This is a genomic window from uncultured Desulfovibrio sp., from assembly GCF_944324525.1.
Classification (GTDB): Bacteria; Desulfobacterota; Desulfovibrionia; order Desulfovibrionales; family Desulfovibrionaceae; genus Desulfovibrio.
The window spans coordinates 1-25,456 of the sequence record NZ_CALUWS010000012.1; the positions used below are offsets into that span (position 1 = coordinate 1).

The following is a 25,456-nucleotide window of genomic DNA, read 5'->3' on the forward strand; positions in this document are numbered from 1 at the left end:
AAAAATAAGTATTTATTTTACAACAAGTTATAAAAATATCTCAGTCAGAACATATTGCCTGATAATGAGTCCTGACCCTAGAGCATTTTGCCTTTGAAAAGGCAAAATGCGAGGCGGCGGCACAGCGCCGCCCGGCCCAAAGTGAGCGGAAAAACCGCGCTTTTTCCGCGAAACGCCAGGCCGTATGGTTTGAAACGCCAAGCGTTTCAAACCAAAAATGCTCTATGATAATTCGCGTACGTATAAAACCAACAAAAAAGTCCAGTCAAGGTTCCTCGTGCGACGTCAGCCCTTTTCGCCCTTGAGCCGCGCGACGAGGCATGCGGCTTTCCTCTCCACGCCGCATCCATGACAGGGAACACCGCATCTTGCCGCAGGGCGTGTCCGTCAGGGGCCGTTGCCGCCATTCGCCGTGTGTCCGGGGGAAAGGGCGCGGGCTAGCCTACAATTCGATGCGCTCCGGGAATGCGTTCCCGCGCAATATTCCCCACATCTTGTCGATATAGGCCAATGTGTAAAAATTTTCATAATAATGGTAGAAGAACGCTCCTTTCAGGGTCAGGGCGTACGTTCCGCCGGCTTCCGTCACAAAGCCCAGCAGTTTTGCCAGCCGGAGTTCGCCGCCATACATCTTTTTCAGCGGCACGCCGAAAAAGCGTTCAAAGTCCGCTGCCCGCACGCGGGTGCCGTATGCCGTCCAGAACAGCCAGTACAGCATCCGCTGCCGCCGCGTGAAGCGAAGGGTGAGGGACGTGGGGAGCTTTCCGTCGGCAATACGCGCGCAATAGGCCTCCACATCAAAGGTGTTGATCTTGAACTGTTCGTTAAGCAGAGTCGTTGCGGAACAGCCGAAACCGAGGAAGTTGTCCCGCGTCATGGAGGAGTACGCGACGTCCGGCGAGCAGGAGAACGTCCAGATGGAATTGCGGCGCCAGCCCTTGCCCAGACAATAGCGGGTGATGGCGTCCAGCAGCTCGCGCTTCTCCCGTTTGGGCATGGCGGGGACAGGGCTCGACGTACAGGTGAAATCGATGAAGGGGTATATGGCCACATGATTTGCCCCGCACGCGACGGCTTCGTCGATATCCGCGCGCAAGTCCTCGTACCGCTGGCCGGGAAGCGCGAAGATGAGGTCCACGGATACGGTCGCAAAGGGCACCGCATCCAGCGCCTGCCGCAACATCTTTTTGTCCACGGGCTTCCGGCCCAGAAGCTTCTGGTACGTAGCCTGGAAGGACTGGATGCCGATGCTGATCCTGGTGACGCCCGCTTCCTTCAGCCTGCGCAGGACGTCCGGCGTCACATCGTCGGGATGCAGTTCCAGCCCCACGCCATCGGTGATGAGAAAATGCCTTTCCAGCGCTTCCCTGATCTCCCCGATGCGGTCAACGGCCAGAGCGGGCGTGCCGCCGCCGAAATACAGGCTCGTCACACGCTTTCTTCCCGGCTGCCGGCCGCCCACCATCTCTATCTCTTTGAGCAGGGAATCGATATACCTTTCGCAAAGCTCCCTGACATATGGCCGTTTGCAATACGGGCAAAAATTGCAGACGCTTCTGCAGAACGGGATATGGACATACAGGCCAAGGTCGGCGCATTCGGCATAGGGAAGCGTCTGGTCGTATTCCTTTGTGAAGGTGAACGGGCGTGTCGATCGTGTAAGCCACATCCGCGTCAGATCCGTAATGATGCTCATACTGCCCCCTGTCGCCGCCGGTCATGTGCGAGTTGCCTTCCCGCCCATGCCGCACGGCATGTAAGATGGAGCTTTCCCGCCTCTGGCCTGCGCCTGCTTTGCCGACGCCGGGGCGTTCAGGGAGAAGCCTTTGCAACAATAAAACTAGTTAAATAGTTTTGTAAAGTTTTTTTCGGCGGACGGACCGCTTTTCCCGCGCCTTGAGCCGCGGAACGAGGCATGCTAATTTCTTTCCCCACGGCGTATCCGCGCCGCCTTTCCCCTTCATCCCCAGCCGCCGGGAAAATCCGGCCGAGGAACGCCGCATGTCCGATTTCGTGCATCTGCACTGCCATACCGAATACAGCCTGCTGGACGGGGCCATCCGCCTCAAGGATCTGTGCAACCGCGCCAAGGATTTCGGCATGCCCGCCTGCGCCATCACCGATCACGGCAACATGTACGGCGCGGCCTACTTCGCCAAGCAGTGCGCCGACGTCGGCATCAAGCCCATCTTCGGCTGCGAGGTCTACGTCTGCCATGACCATTTCGACAAGACGTCCGAACTGGCCCGCAAGCGGAACCATCTCATCCTGCTGGCCCAGAACGAGACGGGCTATCACAACCTCGTCAAGCTGGTGACCAAGGGCTTTCTGGAGGGCTTCCATTACAAGCCGCGCGTGGACAAGCCGCTGCTGCGCCAGTATGCCGAGGGGCTCATCTGCCTTTCGGCCTGCATCGCGGGCGAAGTGCCGCGCGCCATCCAGGCCGGCGACATGGACAAGGCCCTCGCGCTGGCCCGGGAATACGCGGACATCTACCCCGGCCGCTTCTATCTGGAACTGCAGTCCAACGGCCTGCAGGAACAGGTGACGGTCAACAACGGCCTCATGGAGATCGCCGAACAGCTCCATCTGCCGCTGGTGGCCACCAACGACTGTCACTACCTCGATGCCGGCGACGTGGAGGCCCACGAGGTGCTGCTCTGCATCCAGACGCAGACCACCATGGACGATCCCAAGCACATGCGCTTCGAGACCACGGAACTCTATTACAAGAGCGCCGAGGAGATGGAAGCCGCCTTCGGCCATGTGCCGGAAGCGCTGGCCAATACCATGCGCATCGCCGAACAGTGCAACGTGGAGCTGGATTTCGGCCACCACTATTTCCCGGTCTATCCCCTGCCCGAAGGGGCCACGCTGGAGTCGGAATTCCGCCGGCTGGCCGAAGAAGGCCTGGAACTGCGCCTGCAAAAGCATCCCGACCCGGCCTCCGTGGATGCGGATGCCTACCGCGAGCGCCTGCGCTACGAGCTGGACGTCATCTGCAACATGGGCTTCCCGGGCTATTTCCTCATCGTGCAGGAATTCATCAACTGGGCCAAGGACCACGGCATCCCCGTGGGGCCGGGGCGCGGTTCGGCGGCGGGCAGCCTCGTGGCCTGGGCTTTGCGCATCACCAACCTCGACCCCATCCCCTACAATCTGCTGTTCGAGCGCTTCCTCAATGCCGAACGCGTGAGCCTGCCCGATATCGACGTGGACTTCTGCGAACGCCGCCGCGTGGAAGTCATCCAGCACATGGTCGATACCTACGGCAAGGACAGCGTGGCCCAGATCACCACCTTCGGCACCATGAAGGCCAAGGGCGTGGTGCGCGACGTGGGCCGGGCCCTGGGCATGAGCTTTGCCGAGACCGACCGCATCGCCAAGATGGTGCCCGACGACCTCAAGATGACCATCAACAAAGCGATGGAGGCCGAGCCGGAGCTGCAAAAGCTCTACGACAGCGACCCGCAGGTCAAAAAGCTGCTGGATACGGCCCGGCGGCTGGAGGGCCTTGCGCGGCACGCCTCCACCCATGCGGCGGGCCTTGTGGTGTCGGACAAGCCCATGGACGAATATCTGCCGCTCTACACGGGCAAGCGCGGCGAACTCGTCACCCAGTTCGACGGCCCCATGACCGAGCAGACCGGCCTTGTGAAGTTCGACTTCCTCGGCCTCAAGACCATGACCCTCATCCAGGACACGCTGGACAACATCAGCCTGCAGGGGCAAACGCCGCCGGACCTCGACAACCTGCCGCTGACCGACGCCGCCACCTACGAACTTTATTCGCGCGGGGACACGGACGGCGTCTTCCAGGTGGAAAGTTCGGGCATGCGGCAGTACCTGCGCATGCTCAAGCCCTCCTGCTTCGAGGACGTCATCGCCATGCTGGCCCTCTACCGGCCCGGCCCGCTGGGCTCGGGCATGGTGGACGAGTTCATCAAGCGCAAGCACGGGCAGGTGCCGGTCGTCTATCCGCACGACTCCCTGAGCGACTGCCTGCGGGACACCTACGGCGTCATCGTCTATCAGGAACAGGTCATGCAGATCGCGCAGATCATCGCCAGCTACACCCTCGGCGGCGCCGACCTGCTGCGGCGGGCCATGGGCAAGAAAAAGGCCGAGGCCATGGCCAAGGAGCGCGTCAAGTTCGTGGAGGGGGCCAAGGCCAACGGCATCGGCCGGGAAAAGGCCGACGAGATCTTCGACCTCATGGAAAAATTCGCGGCCTACGGCTTCAACAAGTCCCATTCGGCCGCCTATGCGCTGGTGTCCTACTTCACGGCCTACCTCAAGGTGCACCACAAGGTGGAATTCATGGCCGCGCTCATGACCTCGGAAATGGGCAATCAGGACAAGCTGCTCAAGTACGTCTCCTGCTGCAAGGACATGGGCATCGACGTGGTGCAGCCGTCCATCAACGACAGCCAGCGGGCCTTCTCGGCCAAGGACGGCAAGGTGGTCTTCGGCCTTGGCGGCATCAAGAACGTGGGGGACGAAGCCATCCGCGAGATCATGGAGGCCCGCGCCGAGGGCGGCGCGTACGCCTCCCTGCTGGATCTCTGCTGCCGGGTCAACCTGCGCAAGGTCACCAAGCGCGTGCTGGAATCGCTCATCAAGGGCGGGGCCTGCGACTGCCTCGGCGTGAGCCGCGCCGCCATGATCGCCACCCTGGACGGCGTGGTGGCCCGGGCCCAGAAAAAGGCCAGGGAAAAGGAATCCAATCAGGTCTCCCTGCTGGCGCTGGCCCCCCGCACCGAAGCCGCCCCCCTGCCCGGCATCGGCATGGACTGCCCGGAGGCCGCCATGCCCGAATGGGACAATGACGAGAAGCTGCGCTTTGAGAAGGAGGCCCTGGGCTTCTTCCTCACGAGCCACCCCTTGCAGCCCTTCAGCCGCGAGATCCGCCGCATCGGCCTGAGCACGCTGGAAGACGCGCGCGACCTCTTCCCCGGCGCGGAGATTTCCTGCCCGGCGCTGGTCACCGGCATCAAGGAGGTCATCACCAAATCCAAGGGCGAGCGCATGGCCTTCGTGAGCATCGAGGACCTTACCGGGCATGCCGAGGTGACCTTCTTCCCCAAGCCCTATGCCGAGGCGCGCGAACTGCTGAAAAGCGAGCAACCCCTTTGCCTGCGGGCCCGCCTGGACAAGCAGGAGGACAGCGCGCGCGACAGCGACGAGGACGGCGAGGAGGCCCCCCGCGACGTCAAGCTGCTTGGCCAGAGCGTGCGGCTTTTGCGCGAGGCCTGCGGCCAGAGCGATCAGCCCATTTGCGTGCAGATCCCGGCCCAGCGGCTGGGACGCGAGCATATCCTGAGCCTGAAGAACATCCTGGCCGCCCATCCCGGCGAGGTGGAAGCGCAGGCCGTCGTCCTGCTGGACGGCTACCGCTGCCTCCTGCAGCTCGGGCCGCAATTCCGGGTGGCCCCCGGCCCGGAACTGGACAGGGCCCTGGCGGCCTGGGCGTCATGAGTCGCAAAGGGGTACGGTTTTTGAATGCAGTCCCCGCAGGACGACTTTTTGACGATTTCCCCCCTTTAGCCGAAGGAGCCTGCCATGTCCCTGTTTTCCTGGTTGCAGAACCTTGTCTCCCCGCCGCTGGACGACGATCCCGACAGCGACGCCAGTTATGAATGGGATCAGAACGCGCGCATCATCCTGGCCATCATCGTCATGATCATGGCGGCCATCGTCATGTACTGGATCCTCCAATGAACAGAAAAAAATGCTGGCGTCTCACCGTACGGGACGAATTCTGCTCCGCCCATGCCCTGCGGCACTACGAGGGCAAGTGCGAACATCTGCACGGACACAACTTCGGCGTGGAACTCACCGTTCAGGGCGAAGAACTGCTGCCGGACACGGAACTGCTGCTGGACTTCAAGGTGCTGCGGCAGGTGCTCAAGGAAACGCTGGACACGCTGGATCACAGCGTGCTCAACGAAACGCCGCCCTTCGACGCCGTCAATCCCTCGTCGGAGAACCTGGCCCGCCACATCTGGCGGAGCGTGGCCGAGCGGCTGCGGCGGCACCCCGACCCGCAGGCCCGCAAGGTCGCCGTGGCCGGCGTGTCCGTTTCCGAAAAGGGCCGGCAGACGGCCACCTATCTTGAGTGGGACGAATAGTCCCGTCCGCAGCCATGCCGCGCGCACTCTGCCTCCTGCACGCCAATTGCCAGGGCGAGGCCCTGCGTCCCCTGCTGGAAGCCACTCCGGCCTTTGCCCGGCGGTTTCGCGTGCTGCATGTGCTCAACTACACGCGTGCCGCCCTGCCGGAAGATCTGCTGGATGGCTGCGCCCTCTATCTGCATCAGGAGCTCGGCGCCAAATGGGGCGAACTCTCCAGCGCCGAGATCCTGCAGCGCCTGCCGCCTTCCTGTCAGGCGCTGCGGCTGCCCAATCTCTTCTTTCAGGGATACTGGCCCACCTGGACGCGCCTGCCGGGCGTGGACTTTGCCGACACCCTGCTGGAAGGCCTGCTGCAGCGCGGTCTTTCCCCGCTGGAAGCCAGCCTGGTCTATGAACGCTCCCGGCCGTCCTTCTTCGGCGCGACGGCCGACATCGCCGAGGCATCCCTGCGGCGGGAAGAGGCGAAGGAGCGGAACGCGCCCATTCGCTGCGCGCCGCTGCTGCGCGAGCACTGGCGCACGGAACAGCTCTTCATCACGGTCAACCATCCGGCCCGGCGGCTCGTGCTGCATGTGGCCGACAGCGTGCTGCGCCTGCTGGGCCTTGGAGGCCTGCCGGACAGCGTGGCCCGCGACTATGCGCATCCGCAGGAAGATTTCTGGCTGCCCCTGCCGCCCGCCCTGGGCCTGCCGGAAAGCGAAGGCGGCCTTGCCCTGCCCTTTGCCGGCCGGCAGCGCCGCTACCGGGTCTTCGCCCGCCAGATGACCGCCGCCGATTACGCCCGCTGCTATCTGAGCTGCCGCGCCGCGGGCGAAGGCAACCTGCTGGCCTTCCTGGCCCATCTGCCGCCCGAGGCCTGATCCCCGGCCCGGCTCGCCGGGGGCGCTCTCCTCCTGTGCCGGCGGCCGCCGTCATCCCTTGACTTTGCGCGCGTCTTTGCGGAAAATCATCGCCTTATAGAGCAGGCCCAGTTTGAAACACTTGGCGTTTCAAACCATACGGCCTGGCGTTTCGCGGAAAAAGCGCGGTTTTTCCGCTCACTTTCGGCCGGGCGGCGCTGTGCCGCCGCCTCGCATTTTGCCTTTTTCAAAGGCACAATGCTCTAAAACAGGCAGGGTCAGCCTTTGCGGCGGCCCGACGCCAACGTCATGACAGCCGCCCCCGACGGAATGGCCGGTCGCGCCCTGTGCGCGGCCTTGTCGGCCATACGCGGGAGGCGACATAACAAGGGAACCGCACGGAGCACCCCATCCGCTTCGGGAGCCAGCATGAGCGACTACAAGAAGACCCTGAATCTGCCCCAGACCGCCTTCCCCATGAAGGCCAATCTTGCCCAGCGCGAACCGCAGATGCTCAAGCACTGGGAAGACATCGACGCCTGCCGCGCCATGATCGAGCGGGATACCCACATGGGTCCCTTCGTGCTGCATGACGGCCCGCCCTACGCCAACGGCCACATCCACATGGGCACGGCCCTCAACAAGATCCTCAAGGACATCATCATCAAGGCCCGCAACATGCAGGGCCATGAAGCCCGCTATGTGCCCGGCTGGGACTGCCACGGCCTGCCCATCGAACTCAAGGTCGAGCAGGAACTCAAGGAAAAGAAGAAGGAACTGCCCGCCCATGTGGTGCGCAAGCTCTGCCGGGAATACGCCGGCAAGTGGATCGACACTCAGCGCAAGGAATTCAAGCGCCTCGGCGTGCTGGGCGACTGGGAACATCCCTACATGAGCATGGCCCCCGCCTACGAGGCGGCCACCGCGCGCGAACTCGCCAACTTCGTGGATGCGGGCAACGTCATCCGCGCCAAGAAACCCATCTACTGGTGCTGTTCCTGCCACACGGCGCTGGCCGAGGCGGAGGTGGAGTACGCCGACCACACCTCCCCTTCCGTCTTCGTACGCTTCCCCCTGACGGACGCCCGGCTGGCCGAGGTGCTGCCCGGGGCCGATCCGGCGCGGGCCTTCGTGGTCATCTGGACGACCACGCCCTGGACCCTGCCGGACAATATGGCCGTCTGCCTGCATCCCGAATTTGAATACGTGCTGGTGGAGGCCGCGGGCGCGCAGTATCTGCTGGCCGCCGAACTGCTGGAAGGCTGCGCCCGCCGCTTCGGCTGGGAAGATGTCCGCGAGATCGCCCGCACCACCGGCGAGAAGCTGGAACGCCTCACGGCCCGCCATCCCTTCTATGACCGCCCCTCGCCGCTGGTGCTGGGCCGCCACGTCACCCTGGACGCCGGTACGGGCTGCGTGCATACCGCGCCGGGCCACGGTCGGGAGGACTACGAGGTGGGCCTGGCCTACGGGCTGGACATCTATTCGCCGCTGGACGACGCGGGCCGCTTTTTGCCCAGCGTGGAATTCTTCGCGGGGCTCAACGTCTTTGAGGCCAATGCCCCGGTCATCGACAAACTGAAGGAAGTGGGCAACCTGCTGGATGCGGGGACCATCTCCCACTCCTACCCGCATTGCTGGCGCTGCAAGAAGCCGGTCATCTTCCGGGCCACCACGCAGTGGTTCATCAGCATGGAAAAGAACGACCTGCGCCGCCGCGCCCTGACGGCCATCGACGAGAAGGTGCGCTGGATCCCCGCCTGGGGCCGGGACCGCATCTACAACATGATCGAATCCCGCCCGGACTGGTGCATCTCGCGTCAGCGCCAATGGGGCGTGCCCATCATGGCCCTGCTCTGCGAGGACTGCGGCGAGGCCTGGAACGACGCCGCCTGGATGCGCGACATGAGCGAACGCTTCGCCAAGCATCCCACGGGCTGCGACTACTGGTACGAAGCCCCGCTGGAGGACATCGTGCCCGCCGGGCTGACCTGCCCCAAATGCGGCGGCAACCACTGGAAGCGGGAGACCGACATCCTCGACGTCTGGTTCGATTCGGGGACGAGCTGGGCCGCCGTGCTGGAGGCCCGTCCCGAACTGTCCTTCCCGGCCGATCTCTACCTTGAAGGCTCGGACCAGCATCGCGGCTGGTTCCACAGCTCGCTGCTGGCGGCCGAGGGCACCCGCCGCACGCCGCCCTACCGGGCCGTGCTCACCCACGGCTATGTGGTGGACGGCAACGGCCGCAAGATGTCCAAGTCCGTGGGCAACGTCATCGCGCCGCAGGAACTCATCGACAAGTTCGGGGCCGAGATCATCCGTCTGTGGGTCAGCTCCGTGGAATACCGGGAAGACGTCCGCATCTCCGACGAGATCCTCGGCCGGCTGGTGGACGCCTACCGCCGCATCCGCAATACGGCCCGCTTCATGCTCGGCAACCTGTCCGACCTGCACCGCAAGGATCTGCTGCCCGCCGCCGACCTGCTGCCGCTGGACCGCTACGCCCTCGACGTGGCGGCCCGCCTGCATCAGCGCATCCAGCAGGCCTATACGGACTACGAGTTCCACAAGGTCTACCACTCCCTGCACAATTACTGCACCACCGACCTGTCCGGCGTCTATCTGGACGGCCTCAAAGACCGGCTCTACGCCTCGGCGCCCCACAGCCGGGAACGCCGCTCGGCGCAGACGGCACTCTACCACCTGACCTGCCTGCTCATGCGGGACATGGCCCCGGTGCTCTCCTTCACCGCGGAGGAGATCTACCTTGCCCTGCCCAATGACCTGCGCGACGAAGCGCCCACCGTCTTCGCTCTCTCCGAGCCGGACATCAGCCCCTTCCTGCTGGAAGACGGCGTGCGCGACGACTGGAACGTGCTCATGGCCGTGCGCGGCGCCATGACCCGCGCCATCGAGCCGCTGCGCCGGGACGGCGTGGTCGGGCATTCGCTGGATACGAGCGTCACGCTCTATGTGAGCGACGAACTGCGTGAACGGGTGGAGAGCCTGCACGCGGACCTGCGGGAATTCTGCATCGTCTCGCAGATCCGGCTGGCCCCGCTGGCCGAAGCGCCCGCCACGGCCCCGCAGGACGGCGACGTGCCCGGGCTGGCCGTGGGCGTGGCCAAGGCGGAAGGCGAGAAGTGTGAACGCTGCTGGATCTACAGCACGGAACTGGGACAGGATGCCGCCCATCCGACCCTTTGCCCCCGCTGCACGGCGGTCATGAAGGAACTGTCCTAGTGCGAACCCGCTACCGACTGCTTGGCGGCTACGCCCTGCTGGCGCTGCTGCTCGATCAGCTCACCAAGTTCTGGGTGCTGGCCGCCATTCCTGAACACAAGAGCATCACCGTCATCCCCGGTCTGCTGGATCTCGTGAACATCCGCAACCGGGGGGCGGCCTTCGGCTTCCTCAACCGCTCGGACATCGAATGGCAGTTCTGGCTCTTCCTGCTGGCCACGCTGGTGGCGGCGGTCGCCATCATCCTGCTTGTCCGCACCGCGCAGGAACAGCCCTGGCTCTTCCGGGCGCTGGGGCTCGTCATGGGGGGAGCGCTGGGGAACCTCGTCGACCGTATACGCTTCCGGGCCGTGGTGGACTTTCTGGACATCTATGTGGGGGACTGGCACTGGCCCGCCTTCAACGTGGCGGACATGGCCATCTGCATAGGGGCGGGCCTGGCCTGCCTGCTGCTCTGGCGGTCTCCCCGCCCCGACCCGGGAAAAGAGGATCGCCCATGACCTTCGCCTGGTGGCATATCCCGCTGGCCCTGCTGCCCATGTTGCCGACCTTCTGGAGCATCATGCACATCTGGCGGCATCAGTTTTCCAGTCCGCTGCAGCGGTCCCTCTGGCTGGTTTTCGTGGTATTCGTGCCCGTGATTGGCGGGCTGGCGTACATTTTTACCGGTCGCCGCAAGGCCGGCGACCCCTTTCCGTAAATTCGAGGTGCTTCATGAAACACAGTCGACTCCTTACCGCCCTTGGCTTCCTGTGCAGCGCATCGCTCATCAGCGGCTGCGTGGCGGGCAGCTCGTCCTCCTCGTCCTCGCTGGATCTGGAACAGCGCGTGCAGCAGCAGGATTCCCAGCTGCGCCAGCTCCAGCCCGCGCAGGCGGAGATGTGGAATCAGGTGCAGGCCCTGCGTCAGGAAGTCCAGGCCCTCAAAGGGCAGGTCTACGACCTGCAGCAAGTGGGCGGCGCCCGTGCCGTGGTGGAACGCCTGAACAAGCATGACGCCGCCCTGCGTCAGGTGGAAACCAGCATGGCCCTCAATCTGAACCTGGGCGACCCGCTGCCCGCCCTGCCGGCGGCTTCGGCCGCGCCCGCGCCGGCCCCGGCGTCCGCTCCCGCCCTGTCGGACGGCTGGGGGCAGACCTCCGCCACCGCGCCGCAGTCCGCCGCGGCTGCCGGCACCGGCGAGACCTGGGGCCAGCCCAGCACCGCCCTCACCGCCACGGCGACCACCGGCGCGGCCGCCGCGGGAACCGCCGCCGCCGTGGATCAGGGCTCTACCTGGGGCCAGCCCACGCCGCAGCCCCAGCAGGCCCCGGTAGCGAAGAAGGACGTTTCCACGGCCCTGTATGACGCCGGGATCAACGCCTTCACCAACCGCAAATACGAGGAAGCTCAGCGGTCCTTCTCGGACTTCGTCAAGAACTACCCCAATCACACCATGACCGCCGAGGCGCAGTACCATCTGGCGGAATGCTACTTCCAGCGCAATCAGTTCGCCGATGCCGCCCTGGCCTACGATACGGTCATCACCAAATACGGCAAGTCCTCGCGCGCGCCGGGCGCCTACCTCAAGCAGGGCATCTGCTTCAGCAAGATCAAGCAGACGGCGGCCGCCAAGGCCCGCATGCAGGAACTGATCAAGAAGTATCCCAATTCGCCGGAAGCGGCCCGCGCCAAGACCTTCCTCAAGACCAACAAGTAGCGGAGGCATGCCATGAGCGGAGCAGAGCATCAGAGCGTCTACCGTCAGCTCAACGACGATATGCGCGAAGGACTCAAGCGCATCTATCAGCAGATTTCCGAAGCCACCAGCGGCCAGCTGCTGGGCTGTGACGAGGCGGACCATCTTTTCAACGAAGCCTCGGATCAGCTGCGGGAAGTCATGGAGGCCACGGAAAAGGCGACCATGAGCATCCTGGAAGTGGTGGAAAAACAGCTGGAACGGCAGATGGAGTCCGCCGAACTCATCGAGGCGCTTCTGAACGGCAGCGCCAGCGCCGAGCAGAAAGAACGCCTCAAGGCCATCAATACCGATCTGGGCGACGACCTGACCAACGTGATCACCACCCTGAGCTTTCAGGACATCACCGGCCAGCGCATCAAGAAGGTCGTGGAGGCCCTCAACCGCATCGAGGGCACGGTGGTGGAACTCTACGTCTCCTCAGGCCTCTTCCTCGACGGCGCGGAAAAGAACCCGACCAAGGACGCGCAGGAACTGCGTGAGGAGGTCAACAAGGCCGTGGAGGACTTCCGCAACTCCCGCCAGACCAACAGCCATCTCAAGGGCCCCAGCGCCGACGGCTGCTCTCAGGGCGCCATCGACGACATGCTGGCCCAGCTTGGCCTGTAAGCCCGAAAAGGCACTACGGCGGCAGCCGCTGCTGGCCGGCTGCCGCCTGTAACGTCGTCAGGCCCCGCATCCTTGCCCGCCATAGCGTGATGCCTGACACTGCGGAAAAGCCGCCGGTCACCCCGGCGGCTTTTCTGCATATGGCGTGCTGCCTCTGTGTGCAGTTTTTTTTGGGGGGAAGGGGAACCCCTCCGCCGGCGCGGGAGGGGTTCCCCTTCCCCCCAAGCCCCCCATCCCTTCCCCAGCGCGCTTTTACCAGGGGGCGAACCATGCAAAAAACATTTCTCCACAAAATACAGAACGTTTTATGAGTAAACTCCAACGGGCACGGCCTCCGGCCGCCCGTTGGGTCGCCGCTGGCGCGGGAGGGCCTTGGGCATTTCCTGTTTGAAACGCTTGGCGTTTCAAACCATACGACTTAGCGTTTCGCGGAAAAAACGCGGTTTTTCCGCTCACTTTTGGCCGGACGGCGCTGTGCCGCCGCCTCGCGTTTTATCTTTTTCAAAGATAAAACGCCCTAAAAGCGCAGCACATGACCGGCCCAGCGTTCGGCCTGATGCAGGATGTCCCAGAAACGCGGCCCCAGAAAGAGCACGAAACAGCCCAGCATGGCCGCCAGAAAGACATACTCCCCGACGCTGCCCGTAGAGCAGAGCCGCAAGGAAAAACGATTCTTGCGGCTGAAGGGATGCAGCGGCACCCCGGTGGGATTGAGCATGTCCAGCACGATATGGCTCAAGGCCCCAAACCCTACTCCCAGCACCAGCGCACGCCCGTGCGGCGGCAGCGGCAGCAGGCTCGCCACCAGAAAAAGCCCCAGCCACCAGCCGAACCAGTGCGTCACCCCTCGATGGATGCGGTTGAATGTCCGCTGCGGATTACGCGTGAACCGGGCGGCACGCTGATCCAGCATGTCCGGCAGCACGGCCCCAAAACAGGAGGCAAGCACCCCCTCCACCGGCAAATGCAGCACCAGGGCCATACCGACCGCCGCCGCCTGATGTGTCATCCATTTCATGCGTTTTCCTTTATAATATTCTTAGTTTGAAACGTTTTGCGTTCCAAGCCATACGGCCTGTCGTTTCGCGGAAATGCGCGGCTTTCCGCTTGCTTTTGGCCCAATGGAACTGTGCGCCGCCTCGCGTTTTGCCTTTTTCAAAGGCAAAACGCTCTAGAGCGGATTCGCATTGGCATTGTATCCAATTTCCCTGCTGACGCTGCCCTCACACTGCGGAAAAAGCGTGATTTTTCCGTGTGTTCGGTTGCGGGTAGTCGCTCTCGCGACTACCAGAGCAATCCACATTTTCAATGTGGATTGCTCTAAAGCGCGCCGGGGAGGGGTTGGGGGTGCAGGGGGAAGGGGGACTCCACCCGCGCGAGGCGGGGGGTCCCCCTTCCCCCTGCGGAAAACGCACAGTATCACACCAGGCCCTAGCCGCAACGGGAAAAGCCGCAGGTGGGGCAGATGAGGCAGCCTTCCTGAAAGACCAGCACGGCGTTGCATTCCGGGCAGTGCTGTTGTTCGATGTCCGTCACGCCGATACCGAGCTGTTCGTCCTTGAGGTAACGCCGTTCCAGAACCCAGGCGATGGCGTCGGGGATGGAGAGCAGGAGGCCCTTGCCGCGGAAGACGGGATGCTCGCCGCCGATGCCCTTGATCTGGGCCACGATGTCGCGCACTTCCACGCCGGAGCGCAGCGCAAGGGAGACCAGACGGCCGATGGCTTCGGCCTTGGCGGTGATGGAACGACCGGATTTGCCGATGGTGGCAAAGACTTCAAAGGGTTTGCCGTCCACCTCATTGACGGTCAGGTACATGGCGCCCAGACCGGTCTGTACCTTCTGGGTGAAGCCCTGCACCACGTCGGGGCGCTTGCGCACAGCGGAGACCGGCGACTTTGCCGGTTCGCCGTCCATTTTGCGCTGGCCTTCGCCGGTGGCCAGGACCTGTACGGCCTTGCAGCCGTCCCGGTAGACCGTCACGCCCTTGCAGCCTTCCTTGTAGGCCAGCCAGTAGATGTCGTGGATATCCTGCTCAGTGGCGGAATGGGGCAGGTTGACGGTCTTGGAGACGGCGTTGTCCGTATGCCGCTGGAAGGCGGCCTGCATGCGCAGGTGCCAGACGGGCTCTATGTCCATAGCGGTCACGAACACGCGGCGCATGGCCGCGGGCAGACTGCCCATGCCGCGGATGGAGCCCTTTTCCAGCACCTGCTCCATGAGTTCGTCCGAATCGAGCCCCGCCTCACGCACTGCCGCCTCGAAGTGGGGATTCACTTCCAGCAGGCGTTCCCCATCGAGGATATTGCGGGTGAAGCAGAGGGCAAAGAGCGGTTCCACCCCGGAAGAACAGCCCGCGATGAGCGACAGCGTGCCCGTGGGGGCAATGGTCGTCACCGTGGCGTTGCGGTACGGCCCTTCGCCACGGGCGGCGTAGGTGGAGTGCGCATAGGCCGGGAAGGGCCCGCGCAGACGCGCCAGCTCCGCCGAAGCCTTGTGGCCCTCGTCGTTGATGAAGGCCATGATGCGCTCGGCAAGCGCCGTTCCCTCTTCGGAATCGTACGCGATGCCCAGCTGATAGAGCAGATCGGCAAAGCCCATGACCCCAAGGCCGATCTTGCGGTTACGCCGCACCGTCTCGGCGATGCGCTCCAGCGGGAAGCGGGAAGCGTCCACCACATTGTCCAGGAAATGCACGGCCAGATGCACCACCTCGCGCAGCGCATCCCAGTCTATGCCGCCGTCGGCGGGCACGGCATCCTCATTGTGGCCGGGCCGGTAGAAACAGGCCAGGTTGATGGAGCCGAGGTTGCAGGCCTCATACGGCAGCAGGGGCTGCTCGCCGCAGGGATTGGTGGACTCGATCTCTCCCTGCTCCGGGGTCGGGTTGTCACGATTGATGCGGTCCAGAAAAATTATGCCCGGATCGCCGGATTCCCAGGCCTTGCGTACGAGCAGGTCGAAGATCTCTCGCGCGCGCAGGCGCTTGAACACCTCGCCGTTTTGCGGGGAGCGCAATTCGTATTCCCCGTCCGCCTCCACCGCCTGCATGAAGGTTTCGGTCAGGCCCACGGACAGATTGAAGTTGTTGAATTCCCCGTCTTTTTCCTTGGCGCGGATGAATTCCACGATGTCGGGATGATCCACGCGCAGGATGCCCATGTTGGCGCCGCGCCGCGTGCCGCCCTGCTTGACCTGCTCCGTGGCCGTATTGAAGATGCGCAGGAAGGACACCGGCCCGGACGCCACGCCGCCCGTGGAGCCCACCCGGCTGGCCTTGGGCCGCAGGCGCGAGAAAGAAAACCCGGTGCCCCCGCCGGACTTGTGGATCATGGCCGCGTACTTGACGGCATCGAAGATCTCCTCGATGGAGTCGCCCACCGGCAACACGAAGCAGGCGGAAAGCTGCCCCAGCTCCGTGCCCGCGTTCATGAGCGTGGGCGAATTGGGCAAAAAGCGCCAGGAAGTCATGAGGTCATAAAAGCGACGGGCCAGAGCGGACTGCTCTTCCAGCGTGGCCTTGTAGTCTCCGTCCACGGCGGCGATGGCTGCGGCGACCCGCCAGAAGAGATCGCGGGGTTCCTCGATGGACAGCCCGTCAGGGCTTTTGCGCAAGTAACGCTTTTTCAGAACAACCTCGATATTGGGCGTAAGCTGCGGATGCGGCAGCTGTTCAGGCATGGGAATCATGGACATCCCTTCTTTGTTCGTAAGGTGGTGGAAGCAGCCTTGCCCCTGCCGATAAACCGCACGACGCCTGCCGACGCATTTCCCGGCAGAGGCCGCGCAGGCCGGTCACGGCAGCGGAAGGCTGCGGCATTATGCAAAAAAAAACCCTCCTCCCAGGCGGATGACCCAAGAGGAAGCTCCCCTCTGTATACTCTCCTGCGGGCAGGTTGAAAAGCACTGCCCGCAGGAGAAGTGTGACAGACATATATGTCAATACTCAGAGTATTTTCAGTTTGCAACGCTTTGCGTGCCAAACCATCCGGCCTGATGTTTCGCGGAAAAACGCGGTTTTTCCGCCTGGTTTCGGCCGGGCGGCGCTGTGCCGCCGCCTCGCATTTTGCCGTTGTCAAAGGCAAAATGCTCTACCAGGACGACAGCTTGCCCCTCCCCTGCCGCAAAAGCCAGCCGCAGCGAAGCAGCAAGGGCAGCAGGGCCGCCCCCCAGAGCATGCCCAACTGCGCGGCAGGCGCGGCAGCGGGCCACTGCAGACGGGCCGCCAGCAGCAGGAGGGCCGCCAGCGCCATGCCCGTGGCATAGACCTGCTCTTCCATGATGCGGGGACTGTCCGCATTGAGCGTATCACGCAGCAGCACGGTCAGGCCGGCCGCCAGCCAGGCCAGCAGGGCCAGCCCCACATCCTGCGGCGCGTACAGACCGGAAGCCAGTCCGGCATGAACCATGAGCGCGGAAAACAGGAACACGCCCAGCGAGTCCGTGAGCATGAGCAACGGAGCCGCACGCCGCCCCCGCGAGGCCGCATAGCCCAGCAGGCCGCCGGCCAGCATGCAGGCCAGCACTTCCCGAGGGTGCACGAGGAAGAGGTACTGACCGCTGCGCAACAGAAGATGCCGCAGCACTTCCGCGGCCAGCGGCGTCATGACGGCCGTCAGCAAGGCCGCGCCGCGCCGCGAGCCGCCCATACCGGCCCGGCAGGCGGCGGCAAAGGCCAGCAGGAAAACGGCGGGCAGCTCGGAGCCCAGCAGGAACAGCAGCCAGACGGCGTTCACAGCCGCCCTACTTGGCAAAGCCGGAGGCCCGGCGCTCACGGATGACCGTCACCCGGATCTGTCCGGGATAGGTCAGGTTCTTTTCGATCTTCTCCGCGATGTCCTTGCACAGCAGGTAGGTCGTGTCGTCATCCACGCTCTCGGGATTGACCATCACGCGGATCTCGCGGCCGGCCTGGATGGCGTAGGCCTTGGAGACGCCGTCAAAGGAGGTGGCGATATTCTCCAGATCCTCAAGCCGCTTGACGTAATTTTCCAGCAGCTCCTTGCGTGCGCCGGGCCTGGCTCCGGAAATGGAGTCCGCCGCCTGCACGAGCACGGCCAGCGCCGTGGACGGCCGCTGATCCTCGTGGTGGGCCGCAATGGCGTGGACGATATCCTTGGCTTCGTTGTATTTCTTGGCGATATCCGCGCCAATGAGCGCATGGGGGCCTTCCACCTCGTGGTCCACGGCCTTGCCGATGTCGTGCAGCAGCCCGGCGCGCTTGGCCTTCTTGACGTCCATCCCCAGTTCGGCGGCCATCATGCCGCAGAGGGCCGACACTTCCAGCGAGTGCTGCAGCACGTTCTGGGTGAAGGAGGTACGGTAGCGCAACTGCCCCAGCAGACGGACGATCTCGGGATGGATGCCGTGCACGCCGGCATCAAAGGTGGCCTGCTCGCCCACTTCCCGCACCTGCGCGTCGAGCTCCTGCTCGCACTTCTGCACGATGTCTTCGATGCGGGCGGGATGGATGCGGCCGTCCTGGATGAGGCGTTCCAGCGCCATCTTGGCCACCTGACGGCGCAGGGGGCTGTAGGCGGAGAGGATGACCGTCTCGGGCGTGTCGTCGATGATGAGGTCCACGCCGGTCGCCGCTTCCAGCGCGCGGATATTGCGGCCCTCGCGGCCGATGATGCGCCCTTTCATGTCTTCGCTGGGCAGGCTGACCGCCGTCACCGTCTGTTCGTTGACGTAGTCGCCGGCATAGCGCTGGATGACGCTGCAGAGGATTTCCTTGGCCTTGCGGTCGGCCGTCTCGCGGGCTTCGGTCTCGATCTGGCGGATCATGCGCGCGGACTCATGCCGCGTGCGGGCCTCGATGTCGGCAAGCAGGCGCTCGCGGGCCTCGTCCGCCGTCAGGCCGGCGATCTCCGACAGGCGCTGTTCCTGCTCCTCGATGCGGCCCTGGAGGTATTCCTCATTTTCGGCAAGCTGGCGTTCCTTGCGGGCAAGCTCCTTCTCGGTGGCGAGCAGCTCGTGCTCTTTTTCCGTGGCCTTGCCCAGACGCTCTTCCAGCCTGTCGCCCATTTCCTCAAGCTTGCGCTCGCGGTTCTTGACTTCCCGCTCGCGTTCCTTGAACTCGTTTTCCAGCTCGCGCTTCTGGTTATAGAGATCATCCTGCCCCTGCAGGAGAATTTCCTTTTTCTGCGCCTGAGCTTCCTTGCGCGCCTCCTCGACGATGCGCTTGGCCAGCTCGTCGGCATCCCCGATACGCTTGGTCGTCGCCCGGCTCTGCAGCACATAGCCGAACGCCGCGCCCACAAGCAGCGCCAGCACCGCCGACACGATGGTCAGTATGTCCATAGATTCCCCCCGAAATGGCGGCAAAGCCGCCCAACGCCGCACCACAAGGCGCAGCGGTCAGCGTGTAACCACGGCGGGGGCAGGTAGAGACGCGCCCGAACGGCGCAGGACAGGCACACCCGGAGGTGTCCGGGGCAAATGCCCCAGGGTGCCGTGTCATGACTTCGGTGCAGAACCTGGTTTCCCAGGTGGGCGCCGAGGCGCTCCCTTCAGGCTTCCCTTGCGGGCATGCTCACCGGTAGCGGGTACGGCTCCCTTTTGTATGCTTGTAAGGTCAGCACCGAGACATAAATCACGCACACCCCAGGGATTTAAAGAGGTTGCGACTCTTCTATTTGCGTAAGCAGGTTCTGGATGCGATCCTGCACATCCGCCTGCTTTTTCTGCGCTTGCAGTAAATCGTCCGCCAGCCCAAGGGCCAAGTACGTCAGCAGAATATCTTTGGTCTGCGCGCCGTGGGACCTCAGTTTCAAATCGGCGAACCGTTCTTCCACCAGAGCGATGGTTGCCCGGAACTTTTCCAGATCCGCGCCGGGACGAAAAAAGATATCGGTCCCGAGGACGGTCAGCCTGCTCGCGTTTTCCGAGCTCATGGGCGTCTACTCCGCGCTGTCATGCTCTTCAACAGCCTGTATCAGGGCATCCAGTCGGGCCAGTGCCTCGGCCCGCCATGCCCGCTCCTGAGCTAAAGCCTGCTGCAACGCATCGTTTTGGGCCACAAGAGCCTCGTTTTCCCTGGCAGCCGCCGCCATTTCGGCCTGTTGCCGCTCACTGTCGGCCTGCATGGCCTCCAGCTTGCGCAAAAGCTCCGAAACGCGGACTTCAAGCTGCTCAAGAACATCCATGAACCTGTTTATAGCATTGCCGGGCCGGTTACGCAAGATGCCCGAAAGCAAAAAGCCTGCCCGCGCAACGGGATAGCCGCCCATAGAGGACGCTCCCGTGCCGCGGGCAGGCTGCGGAGACTACTGGACGTAGTTGGGGATATTGATGAAGACCTCGCGGGTGAAGGAGACCACACGCTCCATGATCCACGGCAGGGCCAGCAGGAGCGCGATGAACATGCTGATGATCTTGGGGATGAAGCTCAGGGTGGTCTCCTGGATCTGGGTGGCCGCCTGGATGATGCTCACCACCACCCCGACGCCGAGTCCCACGGCCAGCATGGGCAGCGCCATCATGAGGCAGAGCTCGATGGCCTGCCGCCCGAAACCGATGACAAAATCCGTCGTCATGCCTGCCCTCCCGTCACAAGAGATAACTGTTGACCAGCGAACCGACCAGCAGGTTCCAGCCGTCCACCATCACGAAGAGCAACAGCTTGAACGGCATGGAGACCATCATGGGCGGCAGCATCATCATCCCCATGGCCAGCAGCACGCTGGAAATGACCATATCCAGCACGAGGAAGGGGATGTAGATGAGGAAGCCGATGGTGAAGGCCGTCTTGAGTTCGCTGATGACGAAGGCGGCGGCCAGCATCACGGTCGGGACTTCATTTTTGTTCTTGGGCGCTTCCATGCCCGAAATGGCGTAAAAGACCGAGATGTCCTTTTCGCGGGTGTGCTTGAACATGAAGACGCGCAGCGGTTCCTGGGCCCTGTCCAGCGCGACCTTGTAGTCGATCTGCTCCTGCAGGTAGGGCTGCAGGGCTTCGTCGTTGATGCGCTTGCCCACAGGGAACATGATGACCACCGTCATGAAGATGGCAAGACTGGCCAGCACCTGCGTGGGCGGCAGCTGCTGCACGCCCATGGCCTGCCGCAGAAAGCTGAAGACGATGATGATGCGCGTGAAGCTGGTGACCGTGAGCATGATGGACGGCGCCACCGACAGGACGGTCAGGAGGAAAAGGATCTCCAGCAGGACGGAGACCTTGCTCGGTTCGGTCGCTCCGCCGGAGAGGGTGAGCTGCATGCTGGGCAGGGTAAGATCCTGCGCGGCTCCCACCTGCTCAGGGACGAGAACCGTCAGCGCCAGCGCCGTGAGCAGAAGCGGCAACGCTCTGCTCCAGGATGTGCTGAAAATCCTGACAAGGCGTTTCATGATCTAGGCTTTCCTCCGTCAGCAGGCTGATCTGCTGTTCGGTCACGGCGAGCAGCAGTCTGCGATTCATGAAGCGGACCACCATAAGGCCCTTGCGGGGCCCCAGGGGCATCTGCGCTTCCATCAGCAGCGCGTCACGCGGCAGATTGCCGGGGCGCGGAATAAAGTTGAAGCGTCCGTAGCGGCGCAGAAGCCACACCCCGACCCAGAGGAGGCCCAGCAACAGACACAAAACAGCCAGCGCCTGCGCATAGCTGCCCCAGGAAAACATGGGCTGCCCGAGCGCGCCCGCCGCCGGAGCCGCTTCCTCAGCGGCCAAGGCGACCGGGGTCAGTCCCCCGGTCGCCCAGATTCCCGCACAAGCTGCCGTCAGTATGGCGCGGCAGCGTACAGACAGGCTAGCCAAGCTGCTTCACCCGCTCGATGGGACTGATGATGTCCGTCAGACGGACGCCGAACTTTTCGTTGATGACCACGGCTTCGCCGCGGGCCACCAGTTTGCCGTTCACGAAGACTTCCAGCGGTTCGCCGGCCAGCTTGTTCAGCTCCACCACCGAGCCCTGGCCCAGCTGCAGCAGCTCATTGATGAGCAGCCGGGTACGTCCCAGCTCGGCGGACACATCCAGCGGGATGTCCAGGATGAAATCCAGCTCGCGCTTGAGCTTCTGATCATGCGGCTGGCGGGCCGCCTCCGTCATGTTCTTGAACTGGGCATCCGTGGCCTGCTCGGCAAAGCTGGTCAGCTTGTCCGTACCGCCGTTCTTTTCGTCATTGGCAAGGGACTCGGCCCACTCCGAAGCCAGCGCCTCGTCTTCGCCGCCCGCGGACGCGGAAGCATCCCCCCCGAGGTCAACGTCGGCGAGCAGGTCGTCCGCTCCTCCACTACCATCCAGCTGAGCCGCCCACTGTGCGGCCATATCGTCCTGTTCGTCCTGCGACATGCTCACATCCTCGTTTCAGACGTGGGGAAGCTATTCCACCACAAAGTTGGTAAAGTAGACTCGAATGACCCGCGGCGCGCCCAGGATCTGGTTGAGCCGCGCGGCGATCTCATGCTTGAGCGACACCTTGCCCTCCGGCGTGGAGATCTCGCCGTAGGTCTTCCCGGCCAGCAGCATGATGATGGTGTCGTTGATGCGGGCGCTCTGCGCCTTGAGCTCCTTCGACACGTCGCTGTTGACCTCGATCTCCATGCCGACGGTGAGATAACGCCGTCCGCTGGGATCGGTCAGGTTGACCCGAACGGGCGGCAGCGGCAGGACGATGCCTGTGCTGCGCAGCGCTTCCGGCTGCGCCTCGATGCGGGCCGAATCCTTGCCGGAAGCCGTCGCGGCAGGCGTCTGCCCGGACTTGCCGCCGGCCTGTGCGGCGGGCTGCGCCGCTGCCGGCGCCGCCGTGGCCTCTGCCGGCGCGGGGGCCGCCGGGCTTTCCTGCGCCACACCCTCAGCCGTCCGCAGGTACAGCCACCAGTAGGCCGCGCCTCCCGCGGCGCTCAAGGTAATGAGCAGGATCGCCAAAAATATGACGATCCGTTTGGCACGGGACTTCTTCTTGGGGGTGTCTCCCGCAGCGCCCGGGGGAAGGGCCTGCGATTCCTTGCTGCCGTCTTTGGCTGCCATAGCTGCTCCTTGCCGTTAGCGGTGTCCCGAAAAGCGTCCTCAACGATGCGCCGCCGGTCTGCCGCGCCGCCGTCGTGTTCCGGACCCGCGTAACTTATTGCAATAACCGCGCCACGCTAGACTTTTGGCGGTCGCGGACCAAAAATATCCGTCCCGATGCGGACGATGGTCGAACCTTCGGCCACGGCCGCCGGGAAATCGCCGGACATGCCCATGGACAGATGCGGCAATGCCAGCCCGGTGCGCGTCCGCAGATCCTCGCACAGGCAGCGCAGGCGCGCGAAATACGGGCGCGCGGCGTCCCCGGCGTCAAAGACCGGCGGCAGACACATAAGCCCCTGCACATCCAGATGCGGGCAGTGCTCCAGAACATAATCGGCAAGTTCCGGCAAATCTTCAGCCATGATGCCGGATTTTTGCGGCTCGGCCCCCACATTGATCTCGAAGAGCACGGGCTGACGGGCATCCAGCGCGACCAGGCGCTTTTCCAGACCGTCGGCCAGCTTGCGGGAATCCAGCGTATGCAGCAGGGTGAAGGCCCCGGCCACCAGCGGCGCCTTGCGGCTCTGCACGTGGCCGATCATATGCCAGCGGATATGGGCGCAGGCCGGATCGGCAGCCAGATCCTGCCGTTTCTGCAGGGCCTCCTGCACATAGTTCTCGCCAAAATCCACCTGCCCGGCCGCGGCCACCTGGGCCACGTCTTCCGCCGCATGCAGCTTGGAGACGGCCACGAGGGTCACTTCCTCCCGCTTGCGGCCGGCGGCGGAGACGGCCTTGTCCAGCCGTTCCAGCACGGACGCGTAACGCGCGCGAATATCCATCACAGCACCTCCCCGACCCGGGTCATCTCCTGCACGAAGGCCGGGTCCTCGGTCCAGTTTTCCCGCACCTTGACCCAGAGCTCCAGATGCACCTTGCCGCCCAGAAGCTCCTGGATGTCCTTGCGGGCTTCCATGCCCACCTGCTTGAGCACCTTGCCGCCCTTGCCGATGACCATCCCCTTGTGCATGGAGCGGGCCACATAGATGACCGCATGGATGACGGTCTGCCCTCTTTCCGCGTCTTCCTCCCAGTGCTCCACCTCCACGGCGATGCAGTAGGGAACCTCCTGCCGCAGCTGCAGGAAGAGCTTCTCGCGGATGATCTCCGCCGCCATGAAGCGCACCGGGGCCGTGGAGATCTGGTCTTCGGGGAACTGGGCCTCGCCTTCGGGCAGGCGCGAGCGGATGAGCTCCATGAGGGCGGGCAGGCCGTCCTTCATGAGGGCCGATACCGGAAAGATCTCCGCCGAGGGCCACATCTCGCTCAGGCGGGTCAGGAGGGGCAGCATGCGGCTCTTGTCCGCAAAAAGATCCACCTTGTTGACCACCACGATCATGGGGCGCGTCTCGCTGGCCAGCGCTTCGGCCACCGGCGCAAGGTCGCGCTCCAGATAGTCGGGATGACGGATATAAAGATGGCTGTCCAGCACGGGCATGATGACGTCGGCCTGATTGAGGCTCTGCCATACGGCCTGGAGCATGGCCTTGCTCAACCTTCCCCGCACCTGCGAAAGCCCCGGCGTGTCCATGAAGACGGTCTGCGCCGCCTCGTCGGTATGGATGCCCACGATCTGGTTCCGCGTGGTTTGCGGCTTGGGCGTCACGATGGTGACTTTCTGCCCCAGCAGCGCGTTGAGCAGGGTGGACTTGCCCGCATTGGGCGGCCCCATGAGCGCCACCCAGCCGCAGCGATAGCTTTGCGCGGTCATTTGATGCCTCGTCTTTCGTTATCGGGAATGATGGTCTAGAGCGGATTCGCAGGGAAATCGTGTCCACTCTCCCTGCTGACGCTGCCCTCACACGACGGAAAAAGCGTGGTTTTTCCGTGTGTTCGGTTGCGGGCAGTCGCTCGCGCGACTACCGGAGCAATCCACATTTTTCAATGGGGAATTGCTCTATGTCTTCCACAACACGGCCGCGCGGTCAAGCCCGCCCGTCGGGAGGCCGCCGGATGCGGACCGCCCGCGGGCCGGAGTCCCGCCGTCAGCCCCGGCAACGGCAAGGGGCGTTTGCCTCCAACGGCAGACGCCCCCTTCCTTCCGTCATCCGGCCGCCCGCAGGCGGACAGCCCGGCCGACGTCGCTACTTGTGGGCCGGCAGCACCGCGCCCGCGTACTTCTTCTTCATGAACTCGGCCAGTTCGGGGCTGGTCAGCACCTTGTAGAGCGCCTGCAGCTCGGGACGGCTCTCGTCGCCGGCCCGCACGGCCAGGATGTTGGCATAGGTGGCGGCGGCCACGGAATCGGCGGCTTCCACAGCCAGGGCGTCGGCCACCTTCAGGCCGCCCAGGATGGCGTAGTTGCCGTTGATGATGGCCACGTCCACGTCGGGCAGGGCGCGCACGAGCTGGGCGGCCTCGATCTCTTCGATCTTGAGCTTCTTGGGATTCTCGGCGATGTCGCGGCGGGTGGCGGCGAGACCGGCATCCTTCTTCAGCTTGATGAGCCCCTCGGCTTCCATGAGCAGCAGGGCGCGGCCTTCGTTGGTGGCGTCATTGGGCACGGCCACCATGGCACCGTCCTTCAGGTCCTTGAGGCTCTTGCACTTGCCCGCGTAGATGCCGAACGGCTCATAGTGCACGCCGCCCATGCTGGCGAGCTTGGTGCCCTTCTGGGCATTGAAATCGTCCAGATAGGGCTTGTGCTGGAAGTAGTTGGCGTCCAGTTCCTTGCTGTCCAGCGCCACATTGGGCTGCACATAGTCGGAATACTCCACCACCTTCAGGGTGTAGCCGTCCTTCTTGAGGATCTTGGCGGCCTCGGCCAGGATCTCGGCATGCGGCGTGGGCGAGGCCCCCACCACGATGGTATTGCCCGCATGGGCGGAAAGGGGCAGCAGCAGCAGCGCCGCCAGCGTCAAAAGCAGTTTTTTCATGGCTGTGT

At 63.8% G+C, this 25,456-nt stretch carries 24 protein-coding genes and 1 other RNA gene; 9 read left to right on the forward strand and 16 right to left on the reverse strand.

All coding sequences use genetic code 11. The annotated features are described in order from the left end of the window. Positions 1 to 442: 442 nt before the first annotated feature. Positions 443 to 1,696 carry a radical SAM protein gene (locus tag Q0K12_RS04720; RefSeq protein WP_297260615.1) on the reverse strand — a complete coding sequence of 418 codons (1,254 nt, stop codon included), beginning with the start codon at positions 1,694 to 1,696 and terminating at the stop codon, positions 443 to 445. Positions 1,697 to 2,001: 305 nt separating this feature from the next. Between Q0K12_RS04720 and dnaE the strand changes: the two genes are divergently transcribed. The 9 genes from dnaE to Q0K12_RS04765 all read left to right on the forward strand — a co-directional run bounded on the left by dnaE (position 2,002) and on the right by Q0K12_RS04765 (position 12,562). Beyond that, positions 2,002 to 5,478: a DNA polymerase III subunit alpha gene (gene dnaE, locus Q0K12_RS04725; RefSeq protein WP_297260616.1), complete on the forward strand. Its 3,477-nt coding sequence runs from the start codon at positions 2,002 to 2,004 to the stop codon at positions 5,476 to 5,478. An 84-nt stretch (positions 5,479 to 5,562) separates the two neighbouring features. Further along, complete coding sequence (locus Q0K12_RS04730) at positions 5,563 to 5,721, forward strand: hypothetical protein (protein WP_297260617.1); 159 nt, start codon at positions 5,563 to 5,565, stop codon at positions 5,719 to 5,721. Beyond that, entirely contained in the window at positions 5,718 to 6,131 is a 414-nt protein-coding gene (gene queD, locus Q0K12_RS04735) for a 6-carboxytetrahydropterin synthase QueD (protein ID WP_297260618.1), read from the forward strand. Before Q0K12_RS04730 ends, queD begins: the two co-directional genes overlap by 4 nt. Positions 6,132 to 6,145: 14 nt before the next feature. Further along, the gene (locus Q0K12_RS04740; RefSeq protein WP_297260619.1) at positions 6,146 to 6,994 is read left to right on the forward strand and encodes a WcbI family polysaccharide biosynthesis putative acetyltransferase; all 849 of its coding nucleotides are present in this window, start codon (positions 6,146 to 6,148) and stop codon (positions 6,992 to 6,994) included. Between the two features lie 408 nt (positions 6,995 to 7,402). Further along, entirely contained in the window at positions 7,403 to 10,216 is a 2,814-nt protein-coding gene (gene ileS, locus Q0K12_RS04745) for an isoleucine--tRNA ligase (RefSeq protein ID WP_297260620.1), read from the forward strand. Beyond that, entirely contained in the window at positions 10,216 to 10,716 is a 501-nt protein-coding gene (gene lspA / locus Q0K12_RS04750) for a signal peptidase II (RefSeq protein ID WP_297260621.1), read from the forward strand. The genes ileS and lspA overlap by 1 nt, the downstream gene beginning before the upstream one ends. Then, entirely contained in the window at positions 10,713 to 10,916 is a 204-nt protein-coding gene (locus Q0K12_RS04755; protein ID WP_297260622.1) for a PLD nuclease N-terminal domain-containing protein, read from the forward strand. The genes lspA and Q0K12_RS04755 overlap by 4 nt, the downstream gene beginning before the upstream one ends. Before the next feature lie 14 nt (positions 10,917 to 10,930). Further along, positions 10,931 to 11,914 (forward strand): tol-pal system protein YbgF, encoded by a 984-nt coding sequence (ybgF, locus tag Q0K12_RS04760; protein ID WP_297260623.1) that lies wholly within the window; start codon positions 10,931 to 10,933, stop codon positions 11,912 to 11,914. A gap of 12 nt (positions 11,915 to 11,926) precedes the next feature. Continuing rightward, positions 11,927 to 12,562: a protein phosphatase CheZ gene (locus Q0K12_RS04765; RefSeq protein ID WP_297260624.1), complete on the forward strand. Its 636-nt coding sequence runs from the start codon at positions 11,927 to 11,929 to the stop codon at positions 12,560 to 12,562. 517 nt (positions 12,563 to 13,079) lie between these two features. Here Q0K12_RS04765 and Q0K12_RS04770 read toward each other — a convergent pair. The 15 genes from Q0K12_RS04770 to Q0K12_RS04840 all read right to left on the reverse strand — a co-directional run bounded on the left by Q0K12_RS04770 (position 13,080) and on the right by Q0K12_RS04840 (position 25,448). Continuing rightward, entirely contained in the window at positions 13,080 to 13,580 is a 501-nt protein-coding gene (locus tag Q0K12_RS04770; RefSeq protein ID WP_297260625.1) for a metal-dependent hydrolase, read from the reverse strand. Between the two features lie 413 nt (positions 13,581 to 13,993). Beyond that, a complete protein-coding gene (locus Q0K12_RS04775; RefSeq protein ID WP_297260626.1) occupies positions 13,994 to 16,252 on the reverse strand; it encodes a vitamin B12-dependent ribonucleotide reductase in 2,259 nt (752 codons plus the stop codon). Between the two features lie 401 nt (positions 16,253 to 16,653). Next, positions 16,654 to 17,298 carry a hypothetical protein gene (locus Q0K12_RS04780; RefSeq protein ID WP_297260627.1) on the reverse strand — a complete coding sequence of 215 codons (645 nt, stop codon included), beginning with the start codon at positions 17,296 to 17,298 and terminating at the stop codon, positions 16,654 to 16,656. 7 nt (positions 17,299 to 17,305) lie between these two features. Further along, positions 17,306 to 18,865 (reverse strand): ribonuclease Y, encoded by a 1,560-nt coding sequence (gene rny, locus Q0K12_RS04785; RefSeq protein ID WP_297260628.1) that lies wholly within the window; start codon positions 18,863 to 18,865, stop codon positions 17,306 to 17,308. A 136-nt stretch (positions 18,866 to 19,001) separates the two neighbouring features. Beyond that, positions 19,002 to 19,178, reverse strand: a non-coding RNA gene (gene ssrS / locus Q0K12_RS04790) — 6S RNA. Then, on the reverse strand, positions 19,177 to 19,458 hold the full coding sequence (gene zapA / locus Q0K12_RS04795) for a cell division protein ZapA (RefSeq protein ID WP_297260629.1): 282 nt from the start codon (positions 19,456 to 19,458) through the stop codon (positions 19,177 to 19,179). Before zapA ends, ssrS begins: the two co-directional genes overlap by 2 nt. Positions 19,459 to 19,464: 6 nt before the next feature. Continuing rightward, complete coding sequence (locus Q0K12_RS04800) at positions 19,465 to 19,794, reverse strand: cell division protein ZapB (protein WP_297260630.1); 330 nt, start codon at positions 19,792 to 19,794, stop codon at positions 19,465 to 19,467. A 36-nt stretch (positions 19,795 to 19,830) separates the two neighbouring features. Next, entirely contained in the window at positions 19,831 to 20,100 is a 270-nt protein-coding gene (fliQ, locus tag Q0K12_RS04805) for a flagellar biosynthesis protein FliQ (RefSeq protein ID WP_297260631.1), read from the reverse strand. A 13-nt stretch (positions 20,101 to 20,113) separates the two neighbouring features. After that, positions 20,114 to 20,782, reverse strand: coding sequence for a flagellar type III secretion system pore protein FliP (gene fliP, locus Q0K12_RS04810; RefSeq protein WP_297260659.1), 669 nt, complete (start codon positions 20,780 to 20,782; stop codon positions 20,114 to 20,116). Between the two features lie 37 nt (positions 20,783 to 20,819). Continuing rightward, a complete protein-coding gene (fliO, locus tag Q0K12_RS04815) occupies positions 20,820 to 21,182 on the reverse strand; it encodes a flagellar biosynthetic protein FliO (RefSeq protein WP_297260632.1) in 363 nt (120 codons plus the stop codon). A gap of 127 nt (positions 21,183 to 21,309) precedes the next feature. Beyond that, complete coding sequence (gene fliN / locus Q0K12_RS04820) at positions 21,310 to 21,852, reverse strand: flagellar motor switch protein FliN (protein ID WP_297260633.1); 543 nt, start codon at positions 21,850 to 21,852, stop codon at positions 21,310 to 21,312. Between the two features lie 30 nt (positions 21,853 to 21,882). Further along, positions 21,883 to 22,530 (reverse strand): flagellar basal body-associated protein FliL, encoded by a 648-nt coding sequence (locus tag Q0K12_RS04825; RefSeq protein WP_297260634.1) that lies wholly within the window; start codon positions 22,528 to 22,530, stop codon positions 21,883 to 21,885. A 116-nt stretch (positions 22,531 to 22,646) separates the two neighbouring features. Beyond that, a complete protein-coding gene (locus tag Q0K12_RS04830) occupies positions 22,647 to 23,354 on the reverse strand; it encodes a YggS family pyridoxal phosphate-dependent enzyme (RefSeq protein WP_297260660.1) in 708 nt (235 codons plus the stop codon). Then, positions 23,354 to 24,283, reverse strand: coding sequence for a GTPase Era (gene era, locus Q0K12_RS04835; protein WP_297260635.1), 930 nt, complete (start codon positions 24,281 to 24,283; stop codon positions 23,354 to 23,356). The genes Q0K12_RS04830 and era overlap by 1 nt, the downstream gene beginning before the upstream one ends. A 373-nt stretch (positions 24,284 to 24,656) precedes the next feature. Beyond that, complete coding sequence (locus tag Q0K12_RS04840) at positions 24,657 to 25,448, reverse strand: MetQ/NlpA family ABC transporter substrate-binding protein (RefSeq protein ID WP_297260636.1); 792 nt, start codon at positions 25,446 to 25,448, stop codon at positions 24,657 to 24,659. Positions 25,449 to 25,456: the final 8 nt, after the last annotated feature.

What these genes read in the sequence shown, in the direction of transcription:
- Q0K12_RS04800 (WP_297260630.1), bottom strand. Translation starts at nt 19,794, where the DNA reads ATGGGCGGCTATCCCGTTGCGCGGGCAGGCTTTTTGCTTTCGGGCATC.
- Q0K12_RS04770 (WP_297260625.1), bottom strand. Translation starts at nt 13,580, where the DNA reads ATGAAATGGATGACACATCAGGCGGCGGCGGTCGGTATGGCCCTGGTG.
- ybgF (WP_297260623.1), top strand. Translation starts at nt 10,931, where the DNA reads ATGAAACACAGTCGACTCCTTACCGCCCTTGGCTTCCTGTGCAGCGCA.
- dnaE (WP_297260616.1), top strand. Translation starts at nt 2,002, where the DNA reads ATGTCCGATTTCGTGCATCTGCACTGCCATACCGAATACAGCCTGCTG.
- fliP (WP_297260659.1), bottom strand. Translation starts at nt 20,782, where the DNA reads ATGCAGCTCACCCTCTCCGGCGGAGCGACCGAACCGAGCAAGGTCTCC.
- fliN (WP_297260633.1), bottom strand. Translation starts at nt 21,852, where the DNA reads ATGTCGCAGGACGAACAGGACGATATGGCCGCACAGTGGGCGGCTCAG.
- ileS (WP_297260620.1), top strand. Translation starts at nt 7,403, where the DNA reads ATGAGCGACTACAAGAAGACCCTGAATCTGCCCCAGACCGCCTTCCCC.
- Q0K12_RS04830 (WP_297260660.1), bottom strand. Translation starts at nt 23,354, where the DNA reads ATGGATATTCGCGCGCGTTACGCGTCCGTGCTGGAACGGCTGGACAAG.
- Q0K12_RS04740 (WP_297260619.1), top strand. Translation starts at nt 6,146, where the DNA reads ATGCCGCGCGCACTCTGCCTCCTGCACGCCAATTGCCAGGGCGAGGCC.
- era (WP_297260635.1), bottom strand. Translation starts at nt 24,283, where the DNA reads ATGACCGCGCAAAGCTATCGCTGCGGCTGGGTGGCGCTCATGGGGCCG.
- queD (WP_297260618.1), top strand. Translation starts at nt 5,718, where the DNA reads ATGAACAGAAAAAAATGCTGGCGTCTCACCGTACGGGACGAATTCTGC.
- fliQ (WP_297260631.1), bottom strand. Translation starts at nt 20,100, where the DNA reads ATGACGACGGATTTTGTCATCGGTTTCGGGCGGCAGGCCATCGAGCTC.
- rny (WP_297260628.1), bottom strand. Translation starts at nt 18,865, where the DNA reads ATGGACATACTGACCATCGTGTCGGCGGTGCTGGCGCTGCTTGTGGGC.
- Q0K12_RS04730 (WP_297260617.1), top strand. Translation starts at nt 5,563, where the DNA reads ATGTCCCTGTTTTCCTGGTTGCAGAACCTTGTCTCCCCGCCGCTGGAC.
- Q0K12_RS04775 (WP_297260626.1), bottom strand. Translation starts at nt 16,252, where the DNA reads ATGATTCCCATGCCTGAACAGCTGCCGCATCCGCAGCTTACGCCCAAT.
- Q0K12_RS04765 (WP_297260624.1), top strand. Translation starts at nt 11,927, where the DNA reads ATGAGCGGAGCAGAGCATCAGAGCGTCTACCGTCAGCTCAACGACGAT.
- Q0K12_RS04720 (WP_297260615.1), bottom strand. Translation starts at nt 1,696, where the DNA reads ATGAGCATCATTACGGATCTGACGCGGATGTGGCTTACACGATCGACA.
- Q0K12_RS04840 (WP_297260636.1), bottom strand. Translation starts at nt 25,448, where the DNA reads ATGAAAAAACTGCTTTTGACGCTGGCGGCGCTGCTGCTGCTGCCCCTT.
- Q0K12_RS04825 (WP_297260634.1), bottom strand. Translation starts at nt 22,530, where the DNA reads ATGGCAGCCAAAGACGGCAGCAAGGAATCGCAGGCCCTTCCCCCGGGC.
- Q0K12_RS04755 (WP_297260622.1), top strand. Translation starts at nt 10,713, where the DNA reads ATGACCTTCGCCTGGTGGCATATCCCGCTGGCCCTGCTGCCCATGTTG.
- zapA (WP_297260629.1), bottom strand. Translation starts at nt 19,458, where the DNA reads ATGAGCTCGGAAAACGCGAGCAGGCTGACCGTCCTCGGGACCGATATC.
- fliO (WP_297260632.1), bottom strand. Translation starts at nt 21,182, where the DNA reads ATGTTTTCCTGGGGCAGCTATGCGCAGGCGCTGGCTGTTTTGTGTCTG.